Below are 24,790 nucleotides of genomic sequence, written 5' to 3' on the forward strand. Positions count from 1 at the left end.
AAAACAGATATTATCAACACAGGCATCTCTACGGTAGGTGGTGCAATTAGCGGTGTTCTTCCGGGCGTTCATCCAGTCACAGATCTCACCAATTTAGGTACCCTCACCTTTGAAACTTCTCGCGATACCGTTAACGGTACTTTAGAAGCTATTTCTGATTTAGCAGGTGCGGATATCAGTGGTGCTGCGGGTTCACTGACTGGTGTAGTCGGTACATTAATTACCAACGGTTCAACTGCGTCTGGTCTGGTTCAGCATATTGCAGGCGATCTCACTGATGTGGGTGGCCTCATCGGTGGAATCACTGGCGGTATCGGTGGTGAAGGTGGTCCTTTAGGCGCAGTTACTGGCATTATCGGTGGCATTACTGGCAGTATCGGTAGTGAAGGTGGTCTAAGTGTGATTACAGATATTCTTGGAACCATCAATAATGGTGCAAATAGCGGAGACGTTATCGCAGGAATTGCTCAACCGATTCAAACTGTCATTAGCAATGGCAACATTGCAGTAGACACATTACAAGATCATGTCAGTACCCTATTCAGCGATGGTTCATTAGAGAGTATCAATAATCTAATTAGCGTCAGTGTTGGAAATGGAGATTACAGTCTTCATGGCAGTGTAGACGGAATTTTAGATGCATTGACTGGAACCGTCACTTCTGGCATCGCTGTTGGCGAACCAAATCCAAATGGTGGTTCTTTAACAGATCTTGTATCTCTTCAATCGCCACTCAGCAGTCTTACAGATCATCTATTCAGTTCAGTGAATCATTTCTAAAATAGATTAACTAAAAAGCCGCTGATCTCAGCGGCTTTTTTTATATTTATTATTTAATTTATATTCGATCAAAAAAATCAGACACAAAAAAACCGCAATTAAGCGGTTTCTTTTATTAAGTTGGTGCGCTCAGAGAGATTCGAACTCCCGACCCCTTAGTTCGTAGCCAAGTGCTCTATCCAGCTGAGCTATGAGCGCATTACTTATGTGCCTATTTAGGCATGTGTTACTTTAAATCTTTACTTGGTGCGCTCAGAGAGATTCGAACTCCCGACCCCTTAGTTCGTAGCCAAGTGCTCTATCCAGCTGAGCTATGAGCGCTTTAAGTAAAGTGGCGGTGAGAGAGGGATTCGAACCCTCGGTACAGTTACCCGTACGCATCCTTAGCAGGGATGTGGTTTCAGCCACTCACCCATCTCACCGTAACACGAGCGCAATAATACAAACTAAAACCACATTACACAAGGGATGTTCCTGTTTTTTTCTACTTTTTAAGTTCAATCAAATGTTTTTTAATCAATTTCCACATTTTTTCAGCATTTTTTGGTTCAACGCTTGTTAATATAGCGTTCTCTCCTTTATTCAGATCGGAGCAATAAACAGAATCTTGCAATCTTTGACGTGCAGTTAGAGTTTGAATGACTTATGCTAAACCGATCTGCCAGATGTGAATTGAAACGATATGACTAAAAATTGGGCCGATCCCGAAGCAAAAGCAGAAGCGCAACGTTACGATAATCCTATTCCTAGCCGAACTCTTATTCTAACTACACTAGAACAATTACAAACTGCACAGTCCCATGCAGAGCTGGTTGACCACTTTAATATCCCAGATCAAAAAAGCATTGATGCCTTGAATCACCGTTTAAGTGCCATGGTACGTGATGGTCAACTTATGAAGGATGGTTTTAAATACCAACCTGCAACCGATCTGCCAACTCATGAAGCAACGGTCTATATCAATAGTAAAGGTCTGGGGACTGCCAATATTGCAGGTCAGGACGATATCCTTTTACCTGAACGTGAACTTCGCTTAGTTTTTAATGGTGACCGCGTTAAAGTGCGTCAGACCTCCGTTGATCGTAAAGGTAAGCCTTGGGGCTTTATTAGCGAAGTAGTACAACACCGCGTTAAACAAATTATTGGTAAATTGTCTGAACATGAAGGTGAATACTTCATTCAACCAGCCAATCCAAACCAGCATCAACCTATTACTTTAGAAAAAGAATTGATTGAGCATGCCAATGCTAAAGTTGGTGATATGCTCCGTGTTGCAATTGATGACTATCCAACACGCGAAGAGCTGGCGACAGGTCATATCGTTCAATCAATGGCGGATAAAGCAGATACTGAAATCATCATTCCACAAACGATTCTAGAATTTGGTCTGCCTTACGAATTTCCAGAAGCTGTGGTGAAAGAAGCAGAAAGCTTTAAAGAACCATCAGCAAAAGATCTTAAAGGGCGTGTTGATCTACGTGATCTACCATTAGTTACTATTGATGGTGAAGATGCACGTGACTTTGATGATGCCGTATTTGCAGAAAAACGTGCAGGTGGTGGTTATCGTGTTGTCGTTGCAATTGCGGATGTTAGCCATTATGTACGTTTAGACTCTCCATTAAATGAAGAAGCAGAAGAACGTGGTACATCGGTTTATTTCCCGCACTTTGTATTGCCTATGCTGCCAGAAGCGCTATCAAATGGCTTATGTTCTTTAAATCCACATGTTGATCGTCTGTGTATGGTCTGTGATTTAAAACTTTCTCGTGCAGGTAAAGTCACAGGATATGAGTTCTACCCTGCGGTGATGCATTCCAAAGCTCGTCTGACTTATACCCAAGTAGGACAATATTTTGAGGGGGCAACCAATGCGATCCCTGAAGATAAGAGCATTCATAAGTCACTTAATACGCTCTTCCAGCTTTATCAAACACTAAAAGGCTTACGTGCTGAACGTCATGCAATGGAATTTGAAACCGTTGAAACCTACATGACCTTTGATGAGTTAGGCGGAATCAAGGAAATTTTGCCACGTACACGTAATGATGCGCATAAACTCATTGAAGAATGTATGCTGCTGGCCAACGTTGCTGCAGCAGAATATGCTTTAGAGCATGATATTCCGATGTTGTATCGTGTGCACGAAGCACCAGAGTTTTCACGTATTCAGAAAGTGCGTGACTTTGTGAAATTGCTTGGTCTGCCATTCCCTGAACAGCCAACTCAAGCAGATTATCAAGCCGTCATTGAAGCAACCAAAGATCGTTTAGATGCGCCAAGTATCCACGCGGTGCTATTACGTTCGATGATGCAAGCCTACTATGGTGCGAAGAATGCAGGACACTATGGTTTGGCATATGAAGCCTATACCCACTTCACGTCACCGATTCGTCGTTATCCAGACTTATTATTACACCGTGCAATCAAAGCGTATTTAGACAAAAAAGTGTATCCACTGTCAGGTGCAGCATTAGATGATGCGGGTGAGCATTTCTCCAAGACAGAACGTCGTGCTGATGAAGCATCACGTAGCGTCACCATGTGGTTGAAATGCCACTATATGCAACAGCATATCGGTGATGAGTTTGTCGGGGTTATCAGTGCAGTCACTGAGTTTGGACTATTCGTGACTCTGAAAGACCTCTATGTCGACGGCATGATTCATGTCAGTCAGTTAGGTGATGACTTCTTCATTTATGATCAGGCCAGTCAAAGCTTAGTCGGTCAAAATCGTGGACAGTCATTCAGCCTTGGTGATGAAGTGAAGATTCAAGTTGCGGGTGTGAACTTGGAAGAACGTAAAATTGACTTCCAACTGGTACAACAGCTGACACATTTGGGTCGTGTAATTCGTCAAAAAGCACCACGTACTGCGAATCCTTCTAGCTCGAAGCGTGCTTCAACAACTGAAGAAGTATTTGGCAAACAGCCCTCTACTCAATCTAAAGTTAGTGAAGATGGTGAAAAGCCTGTACGCAAGAAAAAGGACAAGAACAAACCAAGTTCTTATACCAAGAAGCCTGCAAAAAAAGCGTCTGCCAAGCCTGAAAGCAAAGACAAGGCCAAGAAAAAAGTGAAAAAGAAAAAGTCGAATGCGAAAGCAAAGGCTGAGTAATTGATAAAAGATAAGGGAGCTTCGGCTCTCTTATTTTTTGTTATATAATGAATAGATAGACTATTTTTAAATATAAATAAAATCCAAATGACTTACGCCCGCATCACCAAATATTATTACCACCATTACTTTTCTATTCTCTTTTTCTTTCTCACAATCGGTGCTGCTATTTCTGTATTTTGGAGTGATTTTTCACCTAGCTTTACAGTAGAAATTGTCGCCTTAATCATTGCATGTTTTCTCTATGCCTTACTCCTCATTTATTTTCTCTACTTGAAAAAAAGACAGGAATGGGTGATTCCTAGACAATGGCAGAAAGTACGAAAACAGCCTAAACATTATGCTTTATTTATTTTCCCTTTATTCATTATTCCCGTACTCTGGCTCAACTTAGCCGGTACGCTTCCAATGATCTGGACATATACGCTAGGAAAACCCCAAATCATAGAAATATCAGCACAAGCAGTAAAAAAACGCTCTAAAAATACCGATTTTTATTCTTTTCAAACAATATATTCAGGGATCCCTATTTTCAGAATTACATCAAAACAATATGCAATGTATAGGGATCATCAACTCAAATTAAAGCTATCTACCCGTCACAGCACATTCGGTACATATGTAATGTCGATTGATGAAATCCAGGTCGCAACGCAAAACCCAACGAATAAATAATCAATCAACCTTGATTTCTCCCCTCCGAAGCACTACATCTATAACTATGTTTAAAGATGAATATGGCAAAAATACAATGACACTCCAGCAAGCGACACTTCCCGTTCCTCAATTTGATCAAATTCAACTTGCCGATTTAAAACAACAGATCGAACAAACCATTCAAAACGGTCAAAATTTCTTAAATCAACTCAATAACGTTCCGCAAGGGACTGAAGCCCAACTAGCAACATTGACTGAAGTTGATCAACTTGAAAATAACATGAGTGAAGCATGGGGAATTTTGTCACATCTCAATGCGGTGATGAACAATGCGGAAACCCGTGAAGTGTATCAAGCCCTGTTACCGAGTTTAAGTGAGTACTATACCCAGCTTGGTCAACATACGCCGTTGTACCAAACCTATCAACAGATCCATGACAGTTCCGTATTTCAAACGCTGAGCGAAGCACAACAAAGTGCGATTAAACTGGCTTTACGTGACTTTAAACTGTCAGGTGTTGCACTGGAAGGCGAAGCCAAAAAACGTTATGCCGAAATCTCAGCACGTTTATCACAACTGTCTTCTGACTTCTCTAACCATGTACTCGATGCCACCCAAGCCTACTTCAAGCCGCTAACAGAAGCGCAACTTAAAGGCTTACCGCAAAGCAGTGTTGAACTGTTAAAACAATACGGACAACAACGAGAGCTTGAGCAAGCCGTTGCCACACTCGACTTCCCTGCTTATTTTGCGATTATGACCTATGCCGATGATCGTGAATTAAGAGAAGAGCTGTATAAGGCCTATGTCACCCGTGCTTCAGAACAATCCGACCAAACTGAATTTGACAACACTCCAGTGATGGAGGAAATCCTGAGCTTACGTCAGGAAATGGCTCAGTTGCTTGGCTTTAACAACTTTGCCGAATATTCCCTTGCCAGCAAAATGGCACCTGATGTTGAAACCGTAGATAAATTCTTGGTTGATCTGGCAGAACATGCGCGTACACCAGCACTGGCTGAAATTGCAGAATTGAAAGCAATTGCACGACAAGATGGTATTGAAGAACTCAAACCTTGGGATGCAACCTACTATTCTGAAAAGTTGAAACAACAACAGTTCAATCTTTCTCAAGAAGCACTTAAACCATATTTCCCTGCACCGAAAGTGGTTCAAGGTTTATTCCAGATCGTACAACGCCTTTATGGTATCCAGATCATCGAACGCCAAGCGCCTGTGTGGCAAAATGATGTACGCTATTTTGAAATTGAAGATCAAGGCCAAGTGGTCGGTGGTTTCTACTTTGATTTATATGCCCGTAGTGGCAAACGCGGCGGAGCATGGATGAGCGGTTTCCGTTCTCGTGTTCAAACAGCCAATGGTCTGCAAAAACCAATTTGCTACATGGTGTGTAACTTTACCCCACCAATTGGCGATCAACCTGCGCTGCTGACCCATGATGAAGTAATTACTTTATTCCATGAGTTTGGTCATGGCTTACATCATATGCTCACCGAAGTGGATAACATCTCGGTTGCGGGGACACACGGTGTGGCGTGGGATGCAGTTGAATTACCAAGTCAGTTTATGGAGTTCTGGGCATGGGACAATGAAAGTTTAGATGTACTCAGCGAGCACACTGAAACCAAACAAACCTTGCCGCAAGAATTACTCTCTGCATTGTTGAATGCACGTTTCTTCCAGTCTGGTATGCAAACCTTGCGTCAGATTGAGTTTGCCCTGTTTGACCTGAGCATTCACCGTCAAGCACCTGCCTTAAACAGTCAGCAAATTCAGGCCACGCTGGATGATATTCGCGCTAGGTTTGCCGTGGTTCCAGCAGTTCCTTATAACCGTTTTCAACACAGCTTCAGCCACATTTTTGCAGGCGGTTATGCTGCAGGTTATTACTCGTATAAATGGGCAGAGGTTTTAGCCAGTGATGCATTTGACCGTTTCGAAAGCGAAGGTATTTTTAATACCGAGACTGGAAAAGAGTTTAGAAAGTTTATTCTAGCAGTTGGCGGAAAAGATACGGCGCTTGATGCGTTTCGCAATTTCCGAAAAAGAGAACCAAAAATAGATGCATTATTACGTCATCAAGGTTGGACGAACACTGATAAAACCGCTTAAACTACGTCATTATTGTTCACAGGGTGTAATTAACTGACATGAAAAGACAGTTCATCGCGGGCGCAAAATGCCCGAAATGTGGGGCCTTAGATCGTGTCGTTAAGATCATCACTGTGGATGACGAGTGGATTGAATGTATCGAATGCGCTTATAGCGAAAAACGCCCAACCCATGTGGAACAAGCGCAACCCGCTGAGCCAGATGAAATTGGGGTGATACAATTCAAACCTCGTCATTTTGACTAGAAGGTTAAAAGTGATGTCCACATACCAAACAGAAAATTCCAAATTATTATGGATGATAATTGGTGGAATTAGTATTGTCGTGGTGCTGTTCCTTGCGGTCCAATGGTTCTTAGCTCAAAAAGATCAGCAAGCCACAACATCCGCACCGACTCAGCCTGTGGCTGAAAAAACCGTTGCCCCAGTAGCAACTGAAGCAATGGCAACCGTTGATGAAGTAACAACGGCGAGCAGTGATGTCGCTGCACCGATCCAATTGGTTGAAGAATCGATTGTAAAAGCGCCACTCCCTGTAAATGACAGTTTGGCAAAAGAAGAAATTGCCAAACTGGATGATATTCATCAACAACTGCAAGACCAGCAACATGATTTGAAACAGCAGAATAGCGATGTGGATACTTTGCTCAAGCTCAAAGAAGATCAAATTAAGCTCTTGGAAGCCCAGATTGCTGCCCAGAGTAAATCTTAATAAGAAAAGCTTTAACTTCGGTTAAAGCTTTTTTGTTAGTGGCCTGTTTAATCTAAAATTTGCTTTGATGCTGGTTTGAATTGAATCGGTTTCTGAATAGTTTGTGCTATCAGAATTCCAATCAAGGTTAAACCACCGCCTATATAGTGGAACATCTGCAAATGCTCGCCTAGCAAAGCGACCGCAATCAGCGCAGTAAATAAGGGCAATAGATTCATAAAAATACTGTTGCGATTCGGTCCTAAATGTCTCACCCCTTCTATCCATAAATACGACAACAATACTGAAGAAAAAATACTGGCGTAGATAATCAGTGGAATGGTCTGTTGGTTCAGTTGCATCTGCGATGCTGGTAAAAATATAAAGAATGGCAGTACATAAACAATCGCAAAACAGGATTGCACAAAATTCGATTGCCAAGCAGGGATCGGCATTTTCCAACGTTTAAGTAACACACCATATAAGGCATAGCCTGCCGCAGCAATCAACATTAAACCATCACCCAAATGTACGCCTTGCTTCCAGATACCGGTAATTGAACCATGGCTCAGCAAATACAAGATGCCATAAAAAGACAAAGCACCTCCGAACAACATGCCATAGCTCAGCCGATCTTTCAGCATCACACTACTTAAAATCATGGTCAGTAAAGGAATCAAGGCGGTGACAATCGCCATATTGGTGGCTGTGGTGGTGGATGCTGCCTGATAAGACAAGAACTGGAATAGAGACACGGACAGAAAACCTCCCAATGCCAACTGTTTCCAATACTGTTTGATGGTGTGTCGATTGTTCCAGACTGGAATCAGCACAAAGGTACTCATCACGGCGAGCGCCAACACCAGACGATAAAACGTAATCGCGACAGGCGAAATGGCATGACTGGCCATTTTAGATACCACGACATTGCCCGCCCAAAATAAAATCGCGAATAAGGGATAAAAATAAGCTTTCTGAAACATAGGCTAGACCTCTACATTGCGGTAACGGTCATGCTAAAAAATAATCAATTTATTGTTTCTCGACAATAAGACGATTACTATCGAGAAATAGACAACTTGTTTTTGGACATTGCACACATGGGGAAAAACTTTGAACATGGATTTGCAGATTATCCAGTCTATGCATTTTCAGAAAACTACCCCCATGGCCATATTGAAGACTGGCATAGCCATGATCGAATTCAGTTGATTCATACCCTATCAGGCGTGATTCGAGTACAAACCCACGAAGGGATCTGGATTACCCCACCTGGACGTGGCGTATGGATTCCTGCGCATAAACCACATGCCTTACTCAGTAGCGGTGATGTCAAAGCCCGAGGGATTTTTATAGAAACCTCAGCACAAACCCATCTGAGTTCCGGATGTCGGGTTGTTGCCATTCCTGCTTTACTACGGGAGCTGATGAGTAGTGCAATGGACATTAAAGCAGCGATCCAGCCCATGAGTCGCGATGAAAGACTGTTGCAATTGATTTTAGACGAAGTTCGGGTATTACCAGCTCTTGCCTTTAATTTGCCAGATCCTCAAAACCCACGCCTGCAACAGCTTTGTCAGCAAATCAAAGACAATCTCAGCTTTAACTGGAATCTGAAAGATACAGCTGAACAACTGCATATCAGCAGTAAAACGTTAGCGCGACATTTTCAAAAAGAGACTGGACTGCATTTCTCCCATTGGGTTCGTCAAGCCAAACTGATGCAGGCCATGATTGATTTGGCCCTGAACAAACCGGTTTTAAATGTGGCCTTGGACTTGGGCTATGACAGCCCCAGTGCCTTTAGTGCCATGTTTAAACGTGAAACCAGCATGACACCGAGTGACTATCTTAAACAATTCTCTGACACACTCAGTTGAGTGTCCTGAGCATAGATTGAGTGAAGAATCTCATTCCTTTCATCCTCACAGCAGCATAAAATAAGCGCAATCTCCCAATACCCGAATCGCTATGGATGCTCAACCCACCAATCGCAACCTGATGATGGCGATTGGTTGCCTTACTCTTTCTGCGCTGCTTTTTTCTGTGATGGGCATTTGTATTCGTTACGCTTCACATACGGTCGATAACTATACCATTGTGTTTTTCCGCAATGTGGTGGGCCTGATCCTGTTTTTACCTTTTATCTTCAAGCAAGGAACCCAGTTTGTAAAAACAGAAAAACTGTGGATGCATACCTGGCGTAGTATTGTTGGGCTTGCTGCCATGTATGGTTTTTTCTATGCCATTGCACATTTAAAACTCTCCAATGCCATGGTGTTTACCTATTCTTCCCCCATTTTTATTCCATTGATTGCTTGGCTGTTTCTTAAAGAAAAAATCACCACGGCGATGCTCTGTGCCGCAGGACTGGGCTTTATTGGAGTGTTCTGTGTAGCTAAGCCTGATCAAGGTTTATTGAACTGGATTTCAATCGTTGGCATCAGTTCTAGCCTGTTGGCTTCAATGGCCTTTGTCACTGTGCGCGCACTGACTCAAACCGAGCCACCTGAACGGATCGTGTTCTATTTCTGTTTTATTGGTTCTTTGCTTTCCGTGATTCCGATGTTTTGGGTATGGCGACCTTATCATTTACAGGAATTATTGTTTTTGATCGGTGCAGGTGTACTGGCCAATGTCAGCCAGATTTTTATGTCGCATGCCTACCGTCTTGCCCCTGCTGGACAGATTGCACCCGTCAACTATATTGCAATTATTTTTGCAGGACTTTGGGGTTTTTTACTGTGGAATGAAGTGCCTGATTTATATAGCTTGATTGGTTTTTGCATTATTCTCTCAGCGATTTTTTTATGTAGTCCATTGATAAAACGATCAAAGTCAAAAAAGTCAGTACTGTAAGCTCAATGCTTTGGATAAGGGTGCAAGTCCAGTACATAATGACCTAGAATTTCCCGTTTTGGCTTATCAACAACGATAACAAGATAGGTGTTATCTAAGGGCACTGGAATATTAAGATGCTGGAATTGCACGTCTCCGCTTTCATAAATATGTTTCACAGACCATTCCCATGCAGTACAGGAGTGATACAGCTGTTCAATCACAGGATCAGCATAGCCCCATAAATCTACAATTTCCTCCGCACTCTCCGTGACATCTAACATAGGAGGGAAAAAAGTTGCCTGATACTCTGCCTGACTCAATGCTTTCATGGATTCACTCCTTCAATAAAATAATAATAAAAAAGCACCCGTAGGTGCTTTTTTAGTTTCAATTGTTAATGCTTATACCAACCAAACATTTGGAAGATATACGGCGCATAGGTCACCAACACCAACGATGAGAACAAGACGATAATCGGCAATAACCAACGCTCATAGCGGAAGTAGAAACTGGTGTATTTCTCTTTCGCTTCCTTATCGGCGGCCGAGACCTCTTCATCCCCGACGGAGAGTCGCGTCAGCAAGTGGTTCAGGGCAACAGGCGGCGTTACATAACCAAACTCGAATGCCACCAATACGATCATCCAGAAGTGGATCGGATGGATACCATTCTCGTAAGCAACAGGGGCAACCGTTGCAGCAACCAGAATCACCGCACCGAATGGATCGGTAGTCATCCCAATAATCGCAAGTAACAACGCAATGAAGGCAAGCGAAATATAGATATTGCCCAAGTGAGTCGGTAATAACTCAACCACTTCTGCACGTTCAATTAAGCCACCGACACTTGCAGACAATGCCATTAATAGAATTAATGCACCGATGTGCCCCACTGTTTCTGAGGTTGCAAAACGTAATGCCCCACCAAAACCAAAGCTCTTGCTACCGTGTGGATCATGTGATTTCAAGAACTCAGATTTTTTCTCATGTTCACGAACCAAAGCTTCATGCTTCGCATCGACCACTGGCGCAGGCGCAAGTTTTGAGGCAAATAACTTGTCAAACAAGATCATTGCAATCAACACCAACGGTAAAATCATTGGCGCAGTAAATTCGTTGATTGAGGTATCTAAAGCAAGCTTATAGAACATCACCACAGCAAAACCAATGATGATATATGGGATCACAGGCACACATGCACGTAACATCCCTGGCACAGCGATTTTAGGTGAGTTCACACGGAACTTTTCCTCTGCAAGAATCAGAGAAACACCCAAGAAGATGAAGGCCGTTAACCAGAAGACATAGATACCGTGATCAAATAATTCAGTCGATGTCACATGGCGGCTGTCGAGCATTGAGATCAAGATAACCAATAGACATGGACGAATCACCACACCCAAAGAACCCGACATTGCCGATACAGCTAAGGCATATTGACGGCGAGCACCTGAGTTCCAAACTTCTTTATAGATGATCGCACCTGCTGCAATAACGAAAATCCCTGAAGCACCTGTATATGCTGTTGGAATCGCTGCTGCAATCAAGATTAACCAAGTTAAAGTTTCTGGCGCCAAGTTCCACGGACGTAAGATATTTAAGAATAAATCCATCACGCGTGTTTGGGTCAGTAACATACCCGCCCAAATGAACAAGGCTAGATTTAAGAAAATACCTGAGAACTCAACCAAGATACCCAAGTAAATCCCTTGCCCCATTGGATAATCCATGAAGAAGGTAAATACAATCCCTGTCACCAAAGACATAAACGCATACAGAGGAACACTCAGTAGCGCCAAACCAAAGTTACCCTTCGGTTGTGCAGTTTTCGGGATAAAGATGAATTGGAAAATACTGATAATGGTCAATGACACAAATAGCGCAATCCACAACCAATACAAAACGGCCGTTTTTCCAGCAACTTCAACACCTGAATTCAATACTGAATGGTATTGGCTAATCACCGAATAACTGAGTAAAGCATTACCCGCAACCATCAATGCTGAATAGACACGGAAGTCGATTCTAGTTTTTGGTGCACGTAAACCAATGTGGTGATAACGCAAAGATGCTGTAATTGAAGCAAACAACACCATGATTAATAAAATAACAGTTTGGTTTTCAGAACCTAATTTAAAGATTCCGAAGAAAGTAGTTTCAACTTTACGATAAGTACGAATACTTGGATGCGCTTCCAAGTGCTTCATTGCTTTATCATAGAATTGGTATTTTTCTTCACACTGCTGCTGTGCGGCCAATAAAGACGCACGAACATCAGCTTCAGAAGCCGCACCAAACATACTTGCAAATTCATCGGCAGCATTGGCTTTCATCTGCTCTTGAACTTGTGCATCAATGTTTGGATGTCGATCACAAGATGGTTTTTCAGGTTCCGCACGTAAAAACGAATATTGCATCCCTGTTGTTTGATCACCGTAAAGACGCTCCCCCATACGAAGCATCTGACCGTGAATCATTTCGCCTGTACCAATAAGCAACGTCATTAGCAACAAAGCAAGAATAATGAAGGTTGATATCCAATCATTCCAGATATAGCCTAATCGGGCTAATCCAGTCTTATTCTCTTGATCATTTTGCATGTCTATTCCAATTTATTGTTATCAACATCCATCCAAAGATGTTGAATCATGCGCTGTCCTTGGTTGATAGATAAATGAATTTACCCTTTGAATCACCAATCCCTTTTAAACCGCTTAAATTTGCAGCAAACTTTTATAAAAAAGAATGACTGCAATCACTTTTTTGTTGGTTGTTTTTATCAATTTATCTGTTCTCTCGAGCGCTCTCCATTTTTATCACTCTGCTGATTACAAATTTCGCGCCCCAAATTGCCTTTTTACAGCTGCCCTTTAGAAAGATGAATCCGATCTTAAAGCAGGCTACTCCATCTTTTCCGTCTATTTATAGCATAACTGGTTCGATCTCAAAATGTTATTTTAATCACATAATAATCAACGCTAGTCTAAATTCACCTATAGTTATTGGTTCACTCGATATTCACCACTATAACCAGAGTTCAATAGCATTTACTTCTGCACAAAATAAGCACCCTAAGGTGCTTATTTTTTCTTTAAGCTTCGCTAGCTATACCAGCCAAATAATTTAAAGCTATAAGGGACATAGGCAATGATCAGAATTGCAGGCACCATCACCAGTAATGGTAAAATCCAGCGCTCATAGCGATAGAAAAAGGATTGATGGCGTACTTCAGCATCCGCCTCTGCCACTTCAGCATCCCCAATCGACTGTCTCGCCAATAAGTGATTCAATGCAACTGGCGGCGTGACATACCCCAGTTCAAAACCAATTAATGCAATCATCCAGAAGTGCACAGGATCAATCCCATACTGATAAGCCACGGGCGCAACTGTTGCAGTAATTAAAATCACTGCCCCAAATGGGTCCATAATCATCCCCACAAAAATCATCAGCAGCACGATCAGCGTGATCACCACATAGGTGCTGTTAATATCTTGCGGGAAATTTTCCATGATATGAATCTGTTCAAGGAAACCACCGACACTCACCGAAAGTGCCATGAGGATCACCAAAGCCCCAATATGTCCAACCGTCTCACTGGTCGATGCATGTAATGCTTTACCGAAAGAAACACGGCGCACAGGATTCCGCGGATCATCTGCAGGGTTGATCGGCGCAGCAGGTTGAGAACCATCCGCAGGAATGATGTAACTGTTCAAAGTACTATCCCAATGCCCAACGGGTGCTAAGGGTGCAGGTTCTTTGCGCAACTTATCAAAAAGCACCATCAATAATAAAATCACTGGCATCATTACAGGTGCAGTAAATTCATTCAGATCTGTGGCCAAAGCATGTTTATAGAACAGCCAGATCAAAATAAAAATCACGATATAAGGTGATACTGGCACAAATGCACGTAACGACTTAGGTAAGGCGATTTTGAGTGGTGCAACTCTAAATTTCTGTTCGGCAAAAAACAGCGCAATCACCAAGAATAAAGTTGAGGTTAACAAGAAGGTGTACATGCCATATTGATACAGCAGGTCAGTGGTCACTTCTTTATTTAATGACGCTACAACCACGATCAATAGACATGGACGAAGCACCACCCCAAGTGAACCTGACAGTGCAGTTGCAGCCAAAGCAAATTGGCGACGTCCACCTGCATTCCAGACTTCTTTATAAATAATTGCACCTGCTGCAATGACGAAAATACCTGACGCGCCAGTGTAGGCGGTCGGCAAGGCCGCAGCAATTAAGATTAACCAGGTTAATGTTTCAGGGGCGAGATTCCAAGGTCGCAGAATATTTAAGAATAAATCCACAATGCGCGTCTGTTTTAACAACATCCCCGCCCAAATAAACAAGGCCAGATTTAAGAAAATATTCGAGAACTCGACCAACTGCCCTAAGTAAATCCCTTGCCCCATTGGATAGGCCATAAAGAAGGTAAAAGCAACTCCCGTGATAATCGCCATATAGGCATAAAGTGGCACGCTTAGGAAGGCTAAACCAACACTCCCCCCTTCTCGGGTTGGCGTAGGCGACTTAATCAACTGATACAGACTAATCAAGGTCAGTACCGCAAATAAAATCATCCATAACCAATAAATCAGCATCATTTCTGGGCTGATCGGAACACCAGAGTTCATCACAGATCGATATTGACTCATCACCGATGAGGTCAATAAAGCATTTCCAATCAGCATCGCAATGCTATAGATACGGAAATCAATTTTCGTCGCTGGGCTGCGTAAACCGATATGATGGGTCTTTAATGTGGCACTGATGGCCGCAAATACCACCATAATCACCAAAAATAAAGCACGGTTTTCTGTACCAAATTTAAAGATGCCAAAGAAGCTGGTTTCAATCTGACGATAGGTCCGCACACTCGGGTGTGCCTCGATATGCGTCATTGCCTTATCATAAAATTGATATTTTTCATCACATTGCTGCTGTGCTGCCATCAAGGAAGCGCGTACATCTGATTCCGAAGCCACGCCAAACATACTGGCAAATTCATCGGCTGCATTAATCCGCATCTGCTCTTGAACTTGTGCATCGATATTGGGATTTCGGTCACAGGTGGGTTTTTCTGGTTCGGCACGAAGGAATGAATACTGCATTCCAATCGCAGGATCACCATATAAACGTTCGCCCATCCGTAATAACTGACCATGGATCATCTCGCCAGTACCAATAATCAGTGTCATGAGTAATAAGAAAAGGATAACAAAGGTTGATATCCACTCGGTCCAAATATAACTCAATAGACCTAATCCAGTTTTTTTCTGTTGATTATGCTGCATATCTATTCCAGTTTATTGTGATCAACACCCCTCCGAAGATGCTGAATCTTGCAATGCACATGGTTGATAGAGAATACATTTATTCCCTGTATAACCAATCCCTCTGTACCCACTGAATTATTATTAAGCGTCTTAATCAAATGATCATGTTGTTGTCGTTTTTATCTTTTTTATCAGTAAATAACCTAAACCACAGAGCAACCCACCAATCGCACCGATCAAATGTGCTTCGGTGAGGACTGGACTGCCAATTAATTGAGCAGTCCCTGTTTGCCCAAAGGTATTCTCCCAAATCAGTTTTGCCGCAATCAAGGCTAAGACCAAAATTGCAAATTTCCGTTCATTTTTATATTGCAGATATACCACACCCACTGCGGTATATAGACCATGCAAGACCCCTGAAAGTCCAGCATAGGCATCAATATAAGGCAGATAAAAATAAAAAATTAAACTAATAAAGGGAGGTAGCACGAGCAATAATGCACCTAAATGCCAATTGCGAACATGAGGAAAAATAAAAGGTAAACAGGCAAAAGCCATCATATTCAGTAGAAAGTGAACCCATCCTACATGAACCCAATGTGCAGTCCATAAGCGCCAAAACTCGGTGAGTAAACTTGGACGCCAATAAATAAAATGATCAGCAAAAACTTGTAGACAAGCCGATATGGAAATACATATCGCAATCAAAATAATTTTACTTACCCATATTTGATCTTTCATAGGCTGACCGCCTCCTAAAAAAACAGACCTTTTACAAGTTTAGATAGTTCATCTGTAAAAGGTCGTTTAATTCAGGTTACTCCGCTGGAGTTTCTTGTGCTGGTGCCGCCTGGTCTGATGCTGGTGCAGCTTGATCCTGCGCAGGTGCTGCTTCACCACCGTCAAACAACGAATCCAACTCAGCTGAGCTTTCTTGTTTGTCATCCCAGAATGAAGTTAAGCCTTCGTCACTGGCTCTTACACCTGTATTTTCAGTCCAATAACGATCTGCGATACCACGAACCATCAAACCGGCCATTTTATCAATCAATCGGAACTGTGGATTTGCTGGTTTATCTTCACCTGTTGCCGCAGCATATGAACGGAAAGCATCGCGTAGCTTGGCATCATCACCACTGGCCTGTGCGGCAACGGCATATAAAGCATGTGCTAAACGAACACCCTTCTTCTCACCAATGGCCATAGACTGCTTCATGGTGGCATACGGTTCAGGCTTACCGTCACCCGCACCTGGTAATAAGGTCCAGATGACTGCACGGGTTGCCATTGGCGCACCCCAGAATTTCTCATTGTCTAAACACGCCATACCGCGTTCAACAATACCTGCAATATCTTTAGGTACATTGATCGCACCACCAGAGTTAATATCGTTGGTCATGGCTTGTAAACCACTCACCATACCAAGTAAATAAACGGTTTGATCTAGATCATTACGCATGGTTGGGCACGAGTCGCCCAATTTATATTTGTATTTAGTTTCCCAACGATTCGCAAACAGCTGATAGCCTGCATATTGACGTTCAGCAGCAATTCCCGCCCAACGTTTCTGTTCAATACGTGCATCTTGTGCTTCTGAAACCTGACCTGCTTTAGACGCACGTAAGTAACGCAACTCTGCTTCTAAAGCTTGATTCTCAGCACAAACGCCCGCTGCGGTATATAACAATACCGCCATGCGGGTTGGGTCAGCACCCATATCTTTGGTTGACATCACGGCAGGGGTTAAAGCATTCCCTGAGTTACACACCATTTCAGCGTCATCCATTGCTAAAATTGGTGGAACAATATGGTTTTCACCAAAACCAAGTGCGACATTCGCACCCGTTTTAATCACATATGAACATCCTGATAGCATTGATGTTGTCAATACAGCAACCGCCACACCTTGTCCAATTTTTTGGAGTTTAGACATACTTCCTGTCCCTCTAATAATTTGTTTTTTCCTTTTAGCTGTACATTATCAGATGCATAACCTGAATTAAAGAGTAATTGCTCTAATTTTAACCTAGACATTTTGACACAAATCACAGAGGAATGAATTGACACTTAAGCGGCTGAACAGAAATTTCAGGCAAAAAAAAGTAGCATTGCGACGGTTCAGCACATGCTACTTATTAACTGGTAAAATCGTGAAACTCTTTATATTTTAGTTTTGTTGAAAATAATCCTTGAGTAACGTTCCAGCTCTTCCTACAACAATCGCCATAACGATTGCAATTACTAGAAACATCCACATTGAAATCTCCATAGAGACCTCCTACACTTACGTATCTACTTTTGATAGATACTAGATTGGCGTTCACCATCGATATTCACGGGAGAGTGATATATTGATGACACTTTCAATCTCTTTCTCTTGGTCACGACAACTTGACGTGATTCAAGAAATTCCCTGAGTAAAGTTCCTGCTCTTCCTACTACAATCGCAAAAATGATTGCGACCACCAGAAACGACCATGTTGGAATTTCCATTTTGGACCTCCACCATACTTTACGTTGGTGTTTGTACTTTAACGAAAATAAATCGGACTTGATCGCCAGATTGTCTGACAATCATAATTTTCACTATTTTTTAGAGTATTTAATCTAACAATTTAAACAAGACAAACCATAATTTTAATTAAATTATTGAAATTTATATTTTTATTAATTTTATACAGTTGTAGAATTGTCAAACAATCATCCCAGTTTTGCGCGTAATTTTAGCTTTTTCCATTGCGAATGTGATAATTGATCCCACCAAATAATGCAATTTTTATGCTTTTTATGAGAAAAATAGAGCGCGATATAAAGTTGCTGATCTAATATTTTGATGATCTGTCTACGCTGGATCTTTAATTTGGGGTCATAAAATTCGAACGAGCATTCTTGATGATCCAAGTATTCAAAACGTCTAATTTGAGGTCGTTTCAAAAATAAAAACCAAGTAATGCTCATCATGCCAAAGCACAGTAGCCAAATCCATAAGGTAAGTAAGGAATAGGTTAAACTAAGAATGGCAATGAAAATCAAGAGCTGCAATACCATCGCAAAACGACTGCGTTGCAGCTCGAAAACACCATTAGCCATGGACATAGTGTTTTAATTTTAAAATAAAATCTTTTAATTCTGCACGAGGTGGTTCCCCTACCTCCATAAACCAATCCAATAAATCTGGATCTTCTTGATCAACCAACTCGGCAAATAATGCCTTTTCAGCAATATCGGCTGTCAGGTAGTGGTTTTTAACATAAGGATCAAAATACACATCGATTTCTTTTAAACCGCGACGCGCACGATACACAACCTTACGCTCTTCCAGTGTCATTTCATCAGACATTATTGGCTCCGCAATGCAACAATTTTTCCATAGTGTACCCGATCTCCCCGATGAAGTTCTGAGAGATTTTTCTCAAGTGACCAAATACATCAATCAAATTGAGCATTGATCACATTGTTCACTATTTTCAATTTCTTGTATGGTGATGAAGATGATTTAAATCCAACACACTAGGGAAAAATAACAAATGCAATCAGGTGCTATTCGTCCAATTCCAAACATGCTGCCACGCAAACTGTTTACTTCAGACCATGAAGCATTCCGTGAAACCGTGCGTAAATTCTATGAGAAAGAAGTTGTTCCGAATATTGAAAAATATGAAACACAACAACATGTAGATCGTGACTTATGGAATAAGGCAGGTGCACTTGGTCTACTCTGTACAACAATGCCTGAACAATACGGTGGTTCAGGTGTCGATCGTCTTTACAGTATGATTCTGATCGAAGAACAAGCCTATGCCATGGATTCAAGTACGGGTTTTTCTTTGCATTCAGATATCGTTGCCAACTATATCAATAACTTCGGTAATGAAGAGCAAAAGCAACACTGGTTACCAAAAATGGCAACAGGCGAAGCCGTCACAGCAATTGCGATGACTGAACCTGGTACAGGTTCCGACCTACAAGCAGTTCGCACGACTGCCGTATTGGATGGCGATGAATATGTCATCAATGGTTCTAAAATCTTTATTACCAATGGCTATCTTTGTGACATGGCGATTGTGGTGTGTAAAACAGGCAACAATGAAAAAGGCTCAGCCAATTTATCCTTACTGATTGTAGAAGCGGATCGTGCGGGTTTCAGCAAAGGTAAGCCACTGAACAAAATTGGGATGAAAGGCCAAGATACCTGTGAATTGTTCTTTGATAATGTCCGTGTACCGAAAGAAAATTTACTAGGTATGGAAGGCATGGGCTTTATCATGTTAATGAAAGAGCTCGCTTGGGAACGTATGCTGGTCGCAATTATCTGTCAAGCAGGTGCTGAAGCAGCCTTTGCACATACCGTGCAATACACCAAAGATCGTAAAGCATTCGGCAAAGCAATTAGTACCTTCCAGAATACTCGCTTTAAACTGGCGGAATTGCGCACTGAAATTGATTTCTGTCGTACCTATCTCGATCGCTGTATGGAACTACAGCTTGAAGAAAACTTAGGTGTGGATGCGGCCGCAGCTGCGAAATACAAAATTTCCGACATGTTCTCAAAAGTTGTAGATGACTGCTTACAACTACATGGTGGTTATGGTTATATGCTGGAATATCCAATTGCCCGTGCTTATATCGACAACCGTGCCAATCGTATTTATGCAGGTACCAATGAAATTATGAAAGAACTCATTTCTCGTACCCTCTAAATAGCAATACAACAAAGCGATCGTGCCCGATGCACGATCGCTTTTTTATTTATTTCGATTCAGGTTTTTCAGTCGTTTGAACGGGCTGCGGATTCATTCTTGCCATTAGCTGCTTAACTTTTGGATTCTCAATATATTGTTGCATGGTGGTATTGAGCGCTGTACGTGCATTTTGTGTGGTGAAATGTGCGACTTCACTGCCAACATCACTGGCTTTCTTTGCCCAAGCCTTACCTTCTACAGATTGATAAAAGGTCAATGCAGCTTGTAACTCTTTCTGGCTAAAACTTTCCACATAACGTTGCACGATAAATTGCTTACGCTGTTCACTATTCAGATTTTTGCTCAAATCGGTATAAAAACTTTCAGGTAAGTCTTTTGGCAAACGCATACGAATTTGCTCTAAAATCATTTTATCGGTGTTTTGCAAACCTTGTTCAGTCCCGTCAACAGATACCAGCTTTTGCGCAATGACTTCTTTTTGTTTTGCATCATCGGCAAACACCAATGTACTGAATAATAATGTCCCTAAGATGATGATTTTTTTCATCGTATTATCCCTAATCAAAATTTTCTAATGTGCTCAATATACGCGATATTGATCGAATTTAAAGCCCGATTGCAAATAAAAAACCCCATGCTTATGCATAGGGTTTTTTAATAAATTCAATAAATAATTACGACACTAGCTTTGGCTTACGATCGACTTGCTCACCACGTTTATGGAATTGCAGGACCACGTCATTGAATGATGCATCTTTCAATTCTTTACGATCCGCAAGATAGTTATTGGTGATTTTCCACGGTGCTTTTTTACCTTGCTTCGGCATTACATCTGCTGCACGTGCAATATAACCAGAAGACATTTTACCCATAATGGTATCTTGTTCACGCAATGCTGGATCCGCATGGGCAATGACTTCATCATAGCCATTTTTGTCCATATGATTCAGCAAACGACAGATATAATCCGCTGCAATATCAACCTTTAAGGTCCAAGATGCATTGATATAGCCAATGATCATTGCCATATTTGGTACATCACTGACCATCACACCTTGATAGAGCATGTGTTGAGAGGTATCCATTGGCTTACCATCAATTGTGCCTTTCACGCCACCCAAGATTTGGATTTCTAAACCTGTTGCTGAAATCACAATATCTGCTTCAAGGTGTTTACCAGACTTCAATTGAATACCATTTGCCGTGAATTTTTCAATTTGATCTGTTTCAACATTGGCTTGGCCTTCACGTAATGCCTTGAATAAATCACCATCTGGTACGACACATAAACGTTGATCCCAAGGGTTATAGCTTGGTGTAAAGTGTTTCATATCCACCTTACCTTTCAACTGCAACTCAATACCTTTCAACAATAAGCGACGTACTGTTTTTGGATATTTTTGTGCTAATGCATAAATACCACGTTGCATACCAATATTACGTGCACGGGTAAATTTATAAGCGGTTTCCTCAGACATAAATTTACGCGTTTTTTCATAAATGAAGTCAATTGAAGGAATCGTCGCAATATAAGAAGGAGAACGCTGTAACATGGTTACATGCCCTGCACCGCCTTTCACCATTGAAGGAACAAGGGTAATTGCTGTTGCACCACTACCAATAATAACGACTTTCTTACCTGTATAATCTAGGTTTTCAGGCCAGTGTTGTGGGTGGATCAATTGGCCTTTGAAATCTTCTTGTTTTGGAAATTTCGGTGCATAACCTTGATCATAGTTGTAGTAGCCTGTGCAACCCATCACAAAATTTGCAGACCAAGTTTGCTTTTTCTTGTTACTGTCTTCAATTTCAACAGCCCATTTTTTCTTTGCAGAATCGTAGTTTGCAGAAAGGACACGATGACCAAAATGAATTTTATCTTTTAACTGATTTTCACTGATCACATCGCTTAAATAGCCCTTGATCTCAGCACCGCTTGCCAATACTTTATCTTTTGCCCATGGTTTAAAATTAAAACCAAACGTTGACATATCCGAGTCAGAACGAATACCAGGGTAACGGAATAAATCCCAAGTCCCACCAAAGCTATCACGACGTTCTAAGATTTCGAATTTACGTTGTGGACAGTTTTTCGAGAGATGCACAGCTAACCCAATCCCAGAGATACCTGCACCAATAATTAATACATCAACTTGCTTTTCCATTTTTTTTATACCCTGTATAAACCATGACTTTATTAAAGCACAAATTTGACAATACGCAATGTCAAGTTTGGTCATTCATCGGTTTTTTCATATCACTTCGGGACAATTTTAGAAAAAAGAGTGCTAAAAAATCCTGAGATTTCTGCTTGGATTTCGTTCAGTAGAGGGTTTGCTTTCGTAGATGAATAAAATTATCTGTACTCACTGAATACTTATAAACATGCTTTATTCAATACCTACAGGGAGACAACTTTTAAGGAAAAAGCTCAGGATAAGAGATGATGTAGAAATAGATGTATTAGCAATTTTAGATCGTAGCTTTAATTTCAAATAGAAAATGCCATTTATATCCTAGAATAAAAATAGCTTCATCAAAAGCTCATCTATATATTCTGCGTTATTTTTCAAGGCTTTTGATTCCACCCCATAAGTTTGAAAACCAAACTTTTGATATAGCTTAATTGCTGGCTGATTATCATCAGCGACAATAAGTAAAATTTGTTCTAGATATTCTTTACTATGTTCAATAACAGTCGTGAGTAATCTATCTGCCACTCCCCGTCTTTGAAATTCAGGTTCAATAAATACACTTGATAAATAAGCCTTATGAGCAAGCTTTGTTGCGACCTCTCGGGTTAAAGTCGCTAAACCAATAATTTTATCGTTGTAGTAAACGCCAAAAACTGTTGAACTAGATAAGCAATTTTCAAAGAAACTTAAGGGCTTCACTACTTCTATACGATAAGTAGAACCAAACATTTCAGGGGCTTTTGCTAAAGCTGAAAGCCTGATCGTTCTAAAGTCATTCAGCTCATTCACACTTAGAATTTTAATCTCAATATTTAGCATACTTGTCGATTTGAATTTTTATAAGAACGCGACTTAATTTAGCATATCAACCAGTTGGCCAAACACAGATTAATTAAAAAGATAAATAAAAAAGGCCGGTTATTACACCGGCCTTTTTTGGAACAACTGACTGTTCTACACGTAGAAGTATTATTTTACTTCACGGTCAACGAGTTCAACGTAAGCCATCGGTGCAGCATCACCTGCACGGAAGCCCGCTTTAAGAACACGAAGATAACCGCCGTTACGTTCTTTGTAACGAGGGCCAAGAACGGTAAATAATTTACCAACAGTTGCTGCAGAACGAGTACGAGCAAACGCTAAACGACGGTTTGCTACTGTATCGTTTTTTGCCAAAGTGATTAAAGGCTCAGCAACGCGGCGAAGTTCTTTCGCTTTAGGTAAAGTTGTTTTAATTAACTCGTGCTCAACTAAAGCATTTGTTAAATTTTGGAACAACGCCTTACGGTGGCTGCTGGTACGGCCTAATTTCACACCACTATTACGATGACGCATGGTGATAGTCCTACTTAATTAACGGCTACGATAGGCAAAACGGTCATCCATACGGAGACTAGCTGGTGGCCAGTTCTCTAAACGCATGCCGAGTTGTAAACCTTTCGAAGCCAAAACATCTTTGATCTCTGTTAACGATTTTTTACCTAAGTTAGGAGTTTTTAACAACTCAACTTCAGTACGTTGAACAAGATCACCAATGTAGTAAATATTTTCTGCCTTCAAACAGTTAGCAGAACGAACAGTTAGCTCGAGATCATCTACTGGACGAAGCAAGATTGGGTCAACTTCTTCGCGAGGCTCTTGAGCAACAGGAGTTTGATCTTTCTGAAGGTCAACAAAAATTGCAATTTGTTGTTGCAAGATTGTTGCCGCTTTGCGGATTGCTTCTTCTGGATCAACAGTTCCGTTAGTCTCAAGATCAATCACTAACTTATCAAGATCGGTACGTTGTTCAACACGAGCATTTTCTACTGTGTATGAAACACGCTTGATTGGGCTATAAGAAGCATCTAACTGTAAACGACCTACAGGACGTGTTTCACCTTCAGGGAAACGTGAGTCAGATGTTTCATAACCACGACCTTGAGAAACTTTAAGGCGCATTTTCAATGAACCTGTAGAACTCAAAGTACCGATTAAATGATCAGGGTTAACCACTTCAACATTATGAGGTAAACGAAGATCAGCTGCAGTTACGTCACCCGCCCCTTGTTTCTCTAATGTCAAATATGCTTCGTTTTGATCGAACAGCTTAATAGACAATCCTTTTAGGTTCAGCAAGAGCTCGACGATGTCCTGCTGCAAGCCTTCTAAAGTACTGTACTCGTGCTCGACACCTTCTATTTCTACTTCAACCACAGCAGCGCCAGGTAAAGAAGACAATAGAATGCGACGTAAAGCATTACCTAGAGTATGACCAAAGCCACGCTCTAAAGGTTCCAGAATCACTTTTGCCGAGGTCCCGCTCACCGCTTCGACCTTGATCGCTTGCGGAGTTAGAAACTCGTTTGCAGTACGCGTCATTTATTGCTACCTCAAGGA

The 24,790-nt window shown here is 41.4% G+C and carries 22 protein-coding genes, 3 tRNA genes and 1 pseudogene; 9 read left to right on the plus strand and 17 right to left on the minus strand.

Annotated elements, in window-relative coordinates; translation table 11 throughout:
• A pseudogene (locus tag F902_RS03465) lies at window positions 1-780 on the plus strand (agmatine deiminase); the annotation flags it as partial.
• Between the two features lie 121 nt (window positions 781-901).
• Here F902_RS03465 and F902_RS03470 read toward each other — a convergent pair.
• From F902_RS03470 to F902_RS03480, 3 genes are all read right to left on the minus strand, one after another.
• Window positions 902-978 (minus strand) — tRNA-Arg (locus F902_RS03470).
• A gap of 46 nt (window positions 979-1,024) precedes the next feature.
• Window positions 1,025-1,101 (minus strand) — tRNA-Arg (locus F902_RS03475).
• Between the two features lie 11 nt (window positions 1,102-1,112).
• Window positions 1,113-1,202: transfer RNA gene (locus tag F902_RS03480), tRNA-Ser, on the minus strand.
• A gap of 260 nt (window positions 1,203-1,462) precedes the next feature.
• Here F902_RS03480 and rnr point away from each other — a divergent pair.
• From rnr to F902_RS03505, 5 genes are all read left to right on the plus strand, one after another.
• Entirely contained in the window at window positions 1,463-3,898 is a 2,436-nt protein-coding gene (gene rnr, locus F902_RS03485; protein WP_005201167.1) for a ribonuclease R, read from the plus strand.
• Window positions 3,899-3,985: 87 nt separating this feature from the next.
• A complete protein-coding gene (locus F902_RS03490) occupies window positions 3,986-4,573 on the plus strand; it encodes a hypothetical protein (RefSeq protein ID WP_004804153.1) in 588 nt (195 codons plus the stop codon).
• A 76-nt stretch (window positions 4,574-4,649) separates the two neighbouring features.
• On the plus strand, window positions 4,650-6,689 hold the full coding sequence (locus F902_RS03495) for a M3 family metallopeptidase (protein ID WP_043540886.1): 2,040 nt from the start codon (window positions 4,650-4,652) through the stop codon (window positions 6,687-6,689).
• Between the two features lie 38 nt (window positions 6,690-6,727).
• Window positions 6,728-6,934: a YheV family putative metal-binding protein gene (locus F902_RS03500; RefSeq protein WP_004657752.1), complete on the plus strand. Its 207-nt coding sequence runs from the start codon at window positions 6,728-6,730 to the stop codon at window positions 6,932-6,934.
• A 10-nt stretch (window positions 6,935-6,944) separates the two neighbouring features.
• Window positions 6,945-7,400, plus strand: a complete 456-nt coding sequence (locus F902_RS03505) for a hypothetical protein (RefSeq protein ID WP_026057492.1) — start codon at window positions 6,945-6,947, stop codon at window positions 7,398-7,400.
• A 47-nt stretch (window positions 7,401-7,447) separates the two neighbouring features.
• Here F902_RS03505 and F902_RS03510 read toward each other — a convergent pair whose 3' ends face one another.
• Window positions 7,448-8,362, minus strand: coding sequence for a DMT family transporter (locus F902_RS03510; protein WP_005201172.1), 915 nt, complete (start codon window positions 8,360-8,362; stop codon window positions 7,448-7,450).
• 117 nt (window positions 8,363-8,479) lie between these two features.
• Here F902_RS03510 and F902_RS03515 point away from each other — a divergent pair, with 117 nt between their 5' ends.
• The gene (locus tag F902_RS03515) at window positions 8,480-9,259 is read left to right on the plus strand and encodes an AraC family transcriptional regulator (protein ID WP_005201174.1); all 780 of its coding nucleotides are present in this window, start codon (window positions 8,480-8,482) and stop codon (window positions 9,257-9,259) included.
• 91 nt (window positions 9,260-9,350) lie between these two features.
• Window positions 9,351-10,238, plus strand: a complete 888-nt coding sequence (locus F902_RS03520; RefSeq protein WP_005201177.1) for a DMT family transporter — start codon at window positions 9,351-9,353, stop codon at window positions 10,236-10,238.
• A 2-nt stretch (window positions 10,239-10,240) separates the two neighbouring features.
• On the opposite strand, the gene F902_RS03525 is transcribed toward F902_RS03520, so the two are convergent.
• The 8 genes from F902_RS03525 to F902_RS03560 all read right to left on the minus strand — a co-directional run bounded on the left by F902_RS03525 (window position 10,241) and on the right by F902_RS03560 (window position 18,853).
• Window positions 10,241-10,549, minus strand: coding sequence for a hypothetical protein (locus tag F902_RS03525; RefSeq protein ID WP_005201182.1), 309 nt, complete (start codon window positions 10,547-10,549; stop codon window positions 10,241-10,243).
• 65 nt (window positions 10,550-10,614) lie between these two features.
• Window positions 10,615-12,819 (minus strand): TRAP transporter large permease subunit, encoded by a 2,205-nt coding sequence (locus F902_RS03530; RefSeq protein ID WP_005201184.1) that lies wholly within the window; start codon window positions 12,817-12,819, stop codon window positions 10,615-10,617.
• A gap of 501 nt (window positions 12,820-13,320) precedes the next feature.
• Window positions 13,321-15,531 carry a TRAP transporter large permease subunit gene (locus F902_RS03535; RefSeq protein WP_005201186.1) on the minus strand — a complete coding sequence of 737 codons (2,211 nt, stop codon included), beginning with the start codon at window positions 15,529-15,531 and terminating at the stop codon, window positions 13,321-13,323.
• 144 nt (window positions 15,532-15,675) lie between these two features.
• Window positions 15,676-16,254, minus strand: coding sequence for a rhombosortase (gene rrtA, locus F902_RS03540; protein ID WP_005201188.1), 579 nt, complete (start codon window positions 16,252-16,254; stop codon window positions 15,676-15,678).
• 76 nt (window positions 16,255-16,330) lie between these two features.
• Window positions 16,331-17,446 carry a hypothetical protein gene (locus tag F902_RS03545; RefSeq protein ID WP_004804142.1) on the minus strand — a complete coding sequence of 372 codons (1,116 nt, stop codon included), beginning with the start codon at window positions 17,444-17,446 and terminating at the stop codon, window positions 16,331-16,333.
• Window positions 17,447-17,805: 359 nt separating this feature from the next.
• A complete protein-coding gene (locus tag F902_RS03550) occupies window positions 17,806-18,006 on the minus strand; it encodes a hypothetical protein (RefSeq protein WP_004804140.1) in 201 nt (66 codons plus the stop codon).
• A 207-nt stretch (window positions 18,007-18,213) separates the two neighbouring features.
• Entirely contained in the window at window positions 18,214-18,603 is a 390-nt protein-coding gene (locus F902_RS22840; protein ID WP_005201191.1) for a hypothetical protein, read from the minus strand.
• Window positions 18,596-18,853, minus strand: coding sequence for an FAD assembly factor SdhE (locus F902_RS03560; RefSeq protein WP_004804137.1), 258 nt, complete (start codon window positions 18,851-18,853; stop codon window positions 18,596-18,598). The genes F902_RS22840 and F902_RS03560 overlap by 8 nt, the downstream gene beginning before the upstream one ends.
• Before the next feature lie 187 nt (window positions 18,854-19,040).
• Between F902_RS03560 and F902_RS03565 the strand changes: the two genes are divergently transcribed.
• Entirely contained in the window at window positions 19,041-20,213 is a 1,173-nt protein-coding gene (locus F902_RS03565) for an acyl-CoA dehydrogenase family protein (protein WP_004804135.1), read from the plus strand.
• A 49-nt stretch (window positions 20,214-20,262) separates the two neighbouring features.
• Here F902_RS03565 and F902_RS03570 read toward each other — a convergent pair whose 3' ends face one another.
• The 5 genes from F902_RS03570 to F902_RS03590 all read right to left on the minus strand — a co-directional run bounded on the left by F902_RS03570 (window position 20,263) and on the right by F902_RS03590 (window position 24,772).
• Complete coding sequence (locus F902_RS03570) at window positions 20,263-20,763, minus strand: DUF2059 domain-containing protein (protein WP_005201193.1); 501 nt, start codon at window positions 20,761-20,763, stop codon at window positions 20,263-20,265.
• A 127-nt stretch (window positions 20,764-20,890) separates the two neighbouring features.
• Window positions 20,891-22,381 (minus strand): flavin-containing monooxygenase, encoded by a 1,491-nt coding sequence (locus F902_RS03575; RefSeq protein WP_004804131.1) that lies wholly within the window; start codon window positions 22,379-22,381, stop codon window positions 20,891-20,893.
• A 351-nt stretch (window positions 22,382-22,732) separates the two neighbouring features.
• Window positions 22,733-23,230 (minus strand): GNAT family N-acetyltransferase, encoded by a 498-nt coding sequence (locus F902_RS03580; protein ID WP_005201195.1) that lies wholly within the window; start codon window positions 23,228-23,230, stop codon window positions 22,733-22,735.
• A 150-nt stretch (window positions 23,231-23,380) separates the two neighbouring features.
• Window positions 23,381-23,746 (minus strand): 50S ribosomal protein L17, encoded by a 366-nt coding sequence (rplQ, locus tag F902_RS03585; RefSeq protein WP_004641032.1) that lies wholly within the window; start codon window positions 23,744-23,746, stop codon window positions 23,381-23,383.
• 18 nt (window positions 23,747-23,764) lie between these two features.
• Complete coding sequence (locus F902_RS03590) at window positions 23,765-24,772, minus strand: DNA-directed RNA polymerase subunit alpha (protein ID WP_004804125.1); 1,008 nt, start codon at window positions 24,770-24,772, stop codon at window positions 23,765-23,767.
• Between the last annotated feature and the right edge of the window lie 18 nt (window positions 24,773-24,790).

Origin of the sequence: Acinetobacter higginsii (genome assembly GCF_000369525.1) — a bacterium.
Classification (GTDB): Bacteria; Pseudomonadota; Gammaproteobacteria; order Pseudomonadales; family Moraxellaceae; genus Acinetobacter; species Acinetobacter higginsii.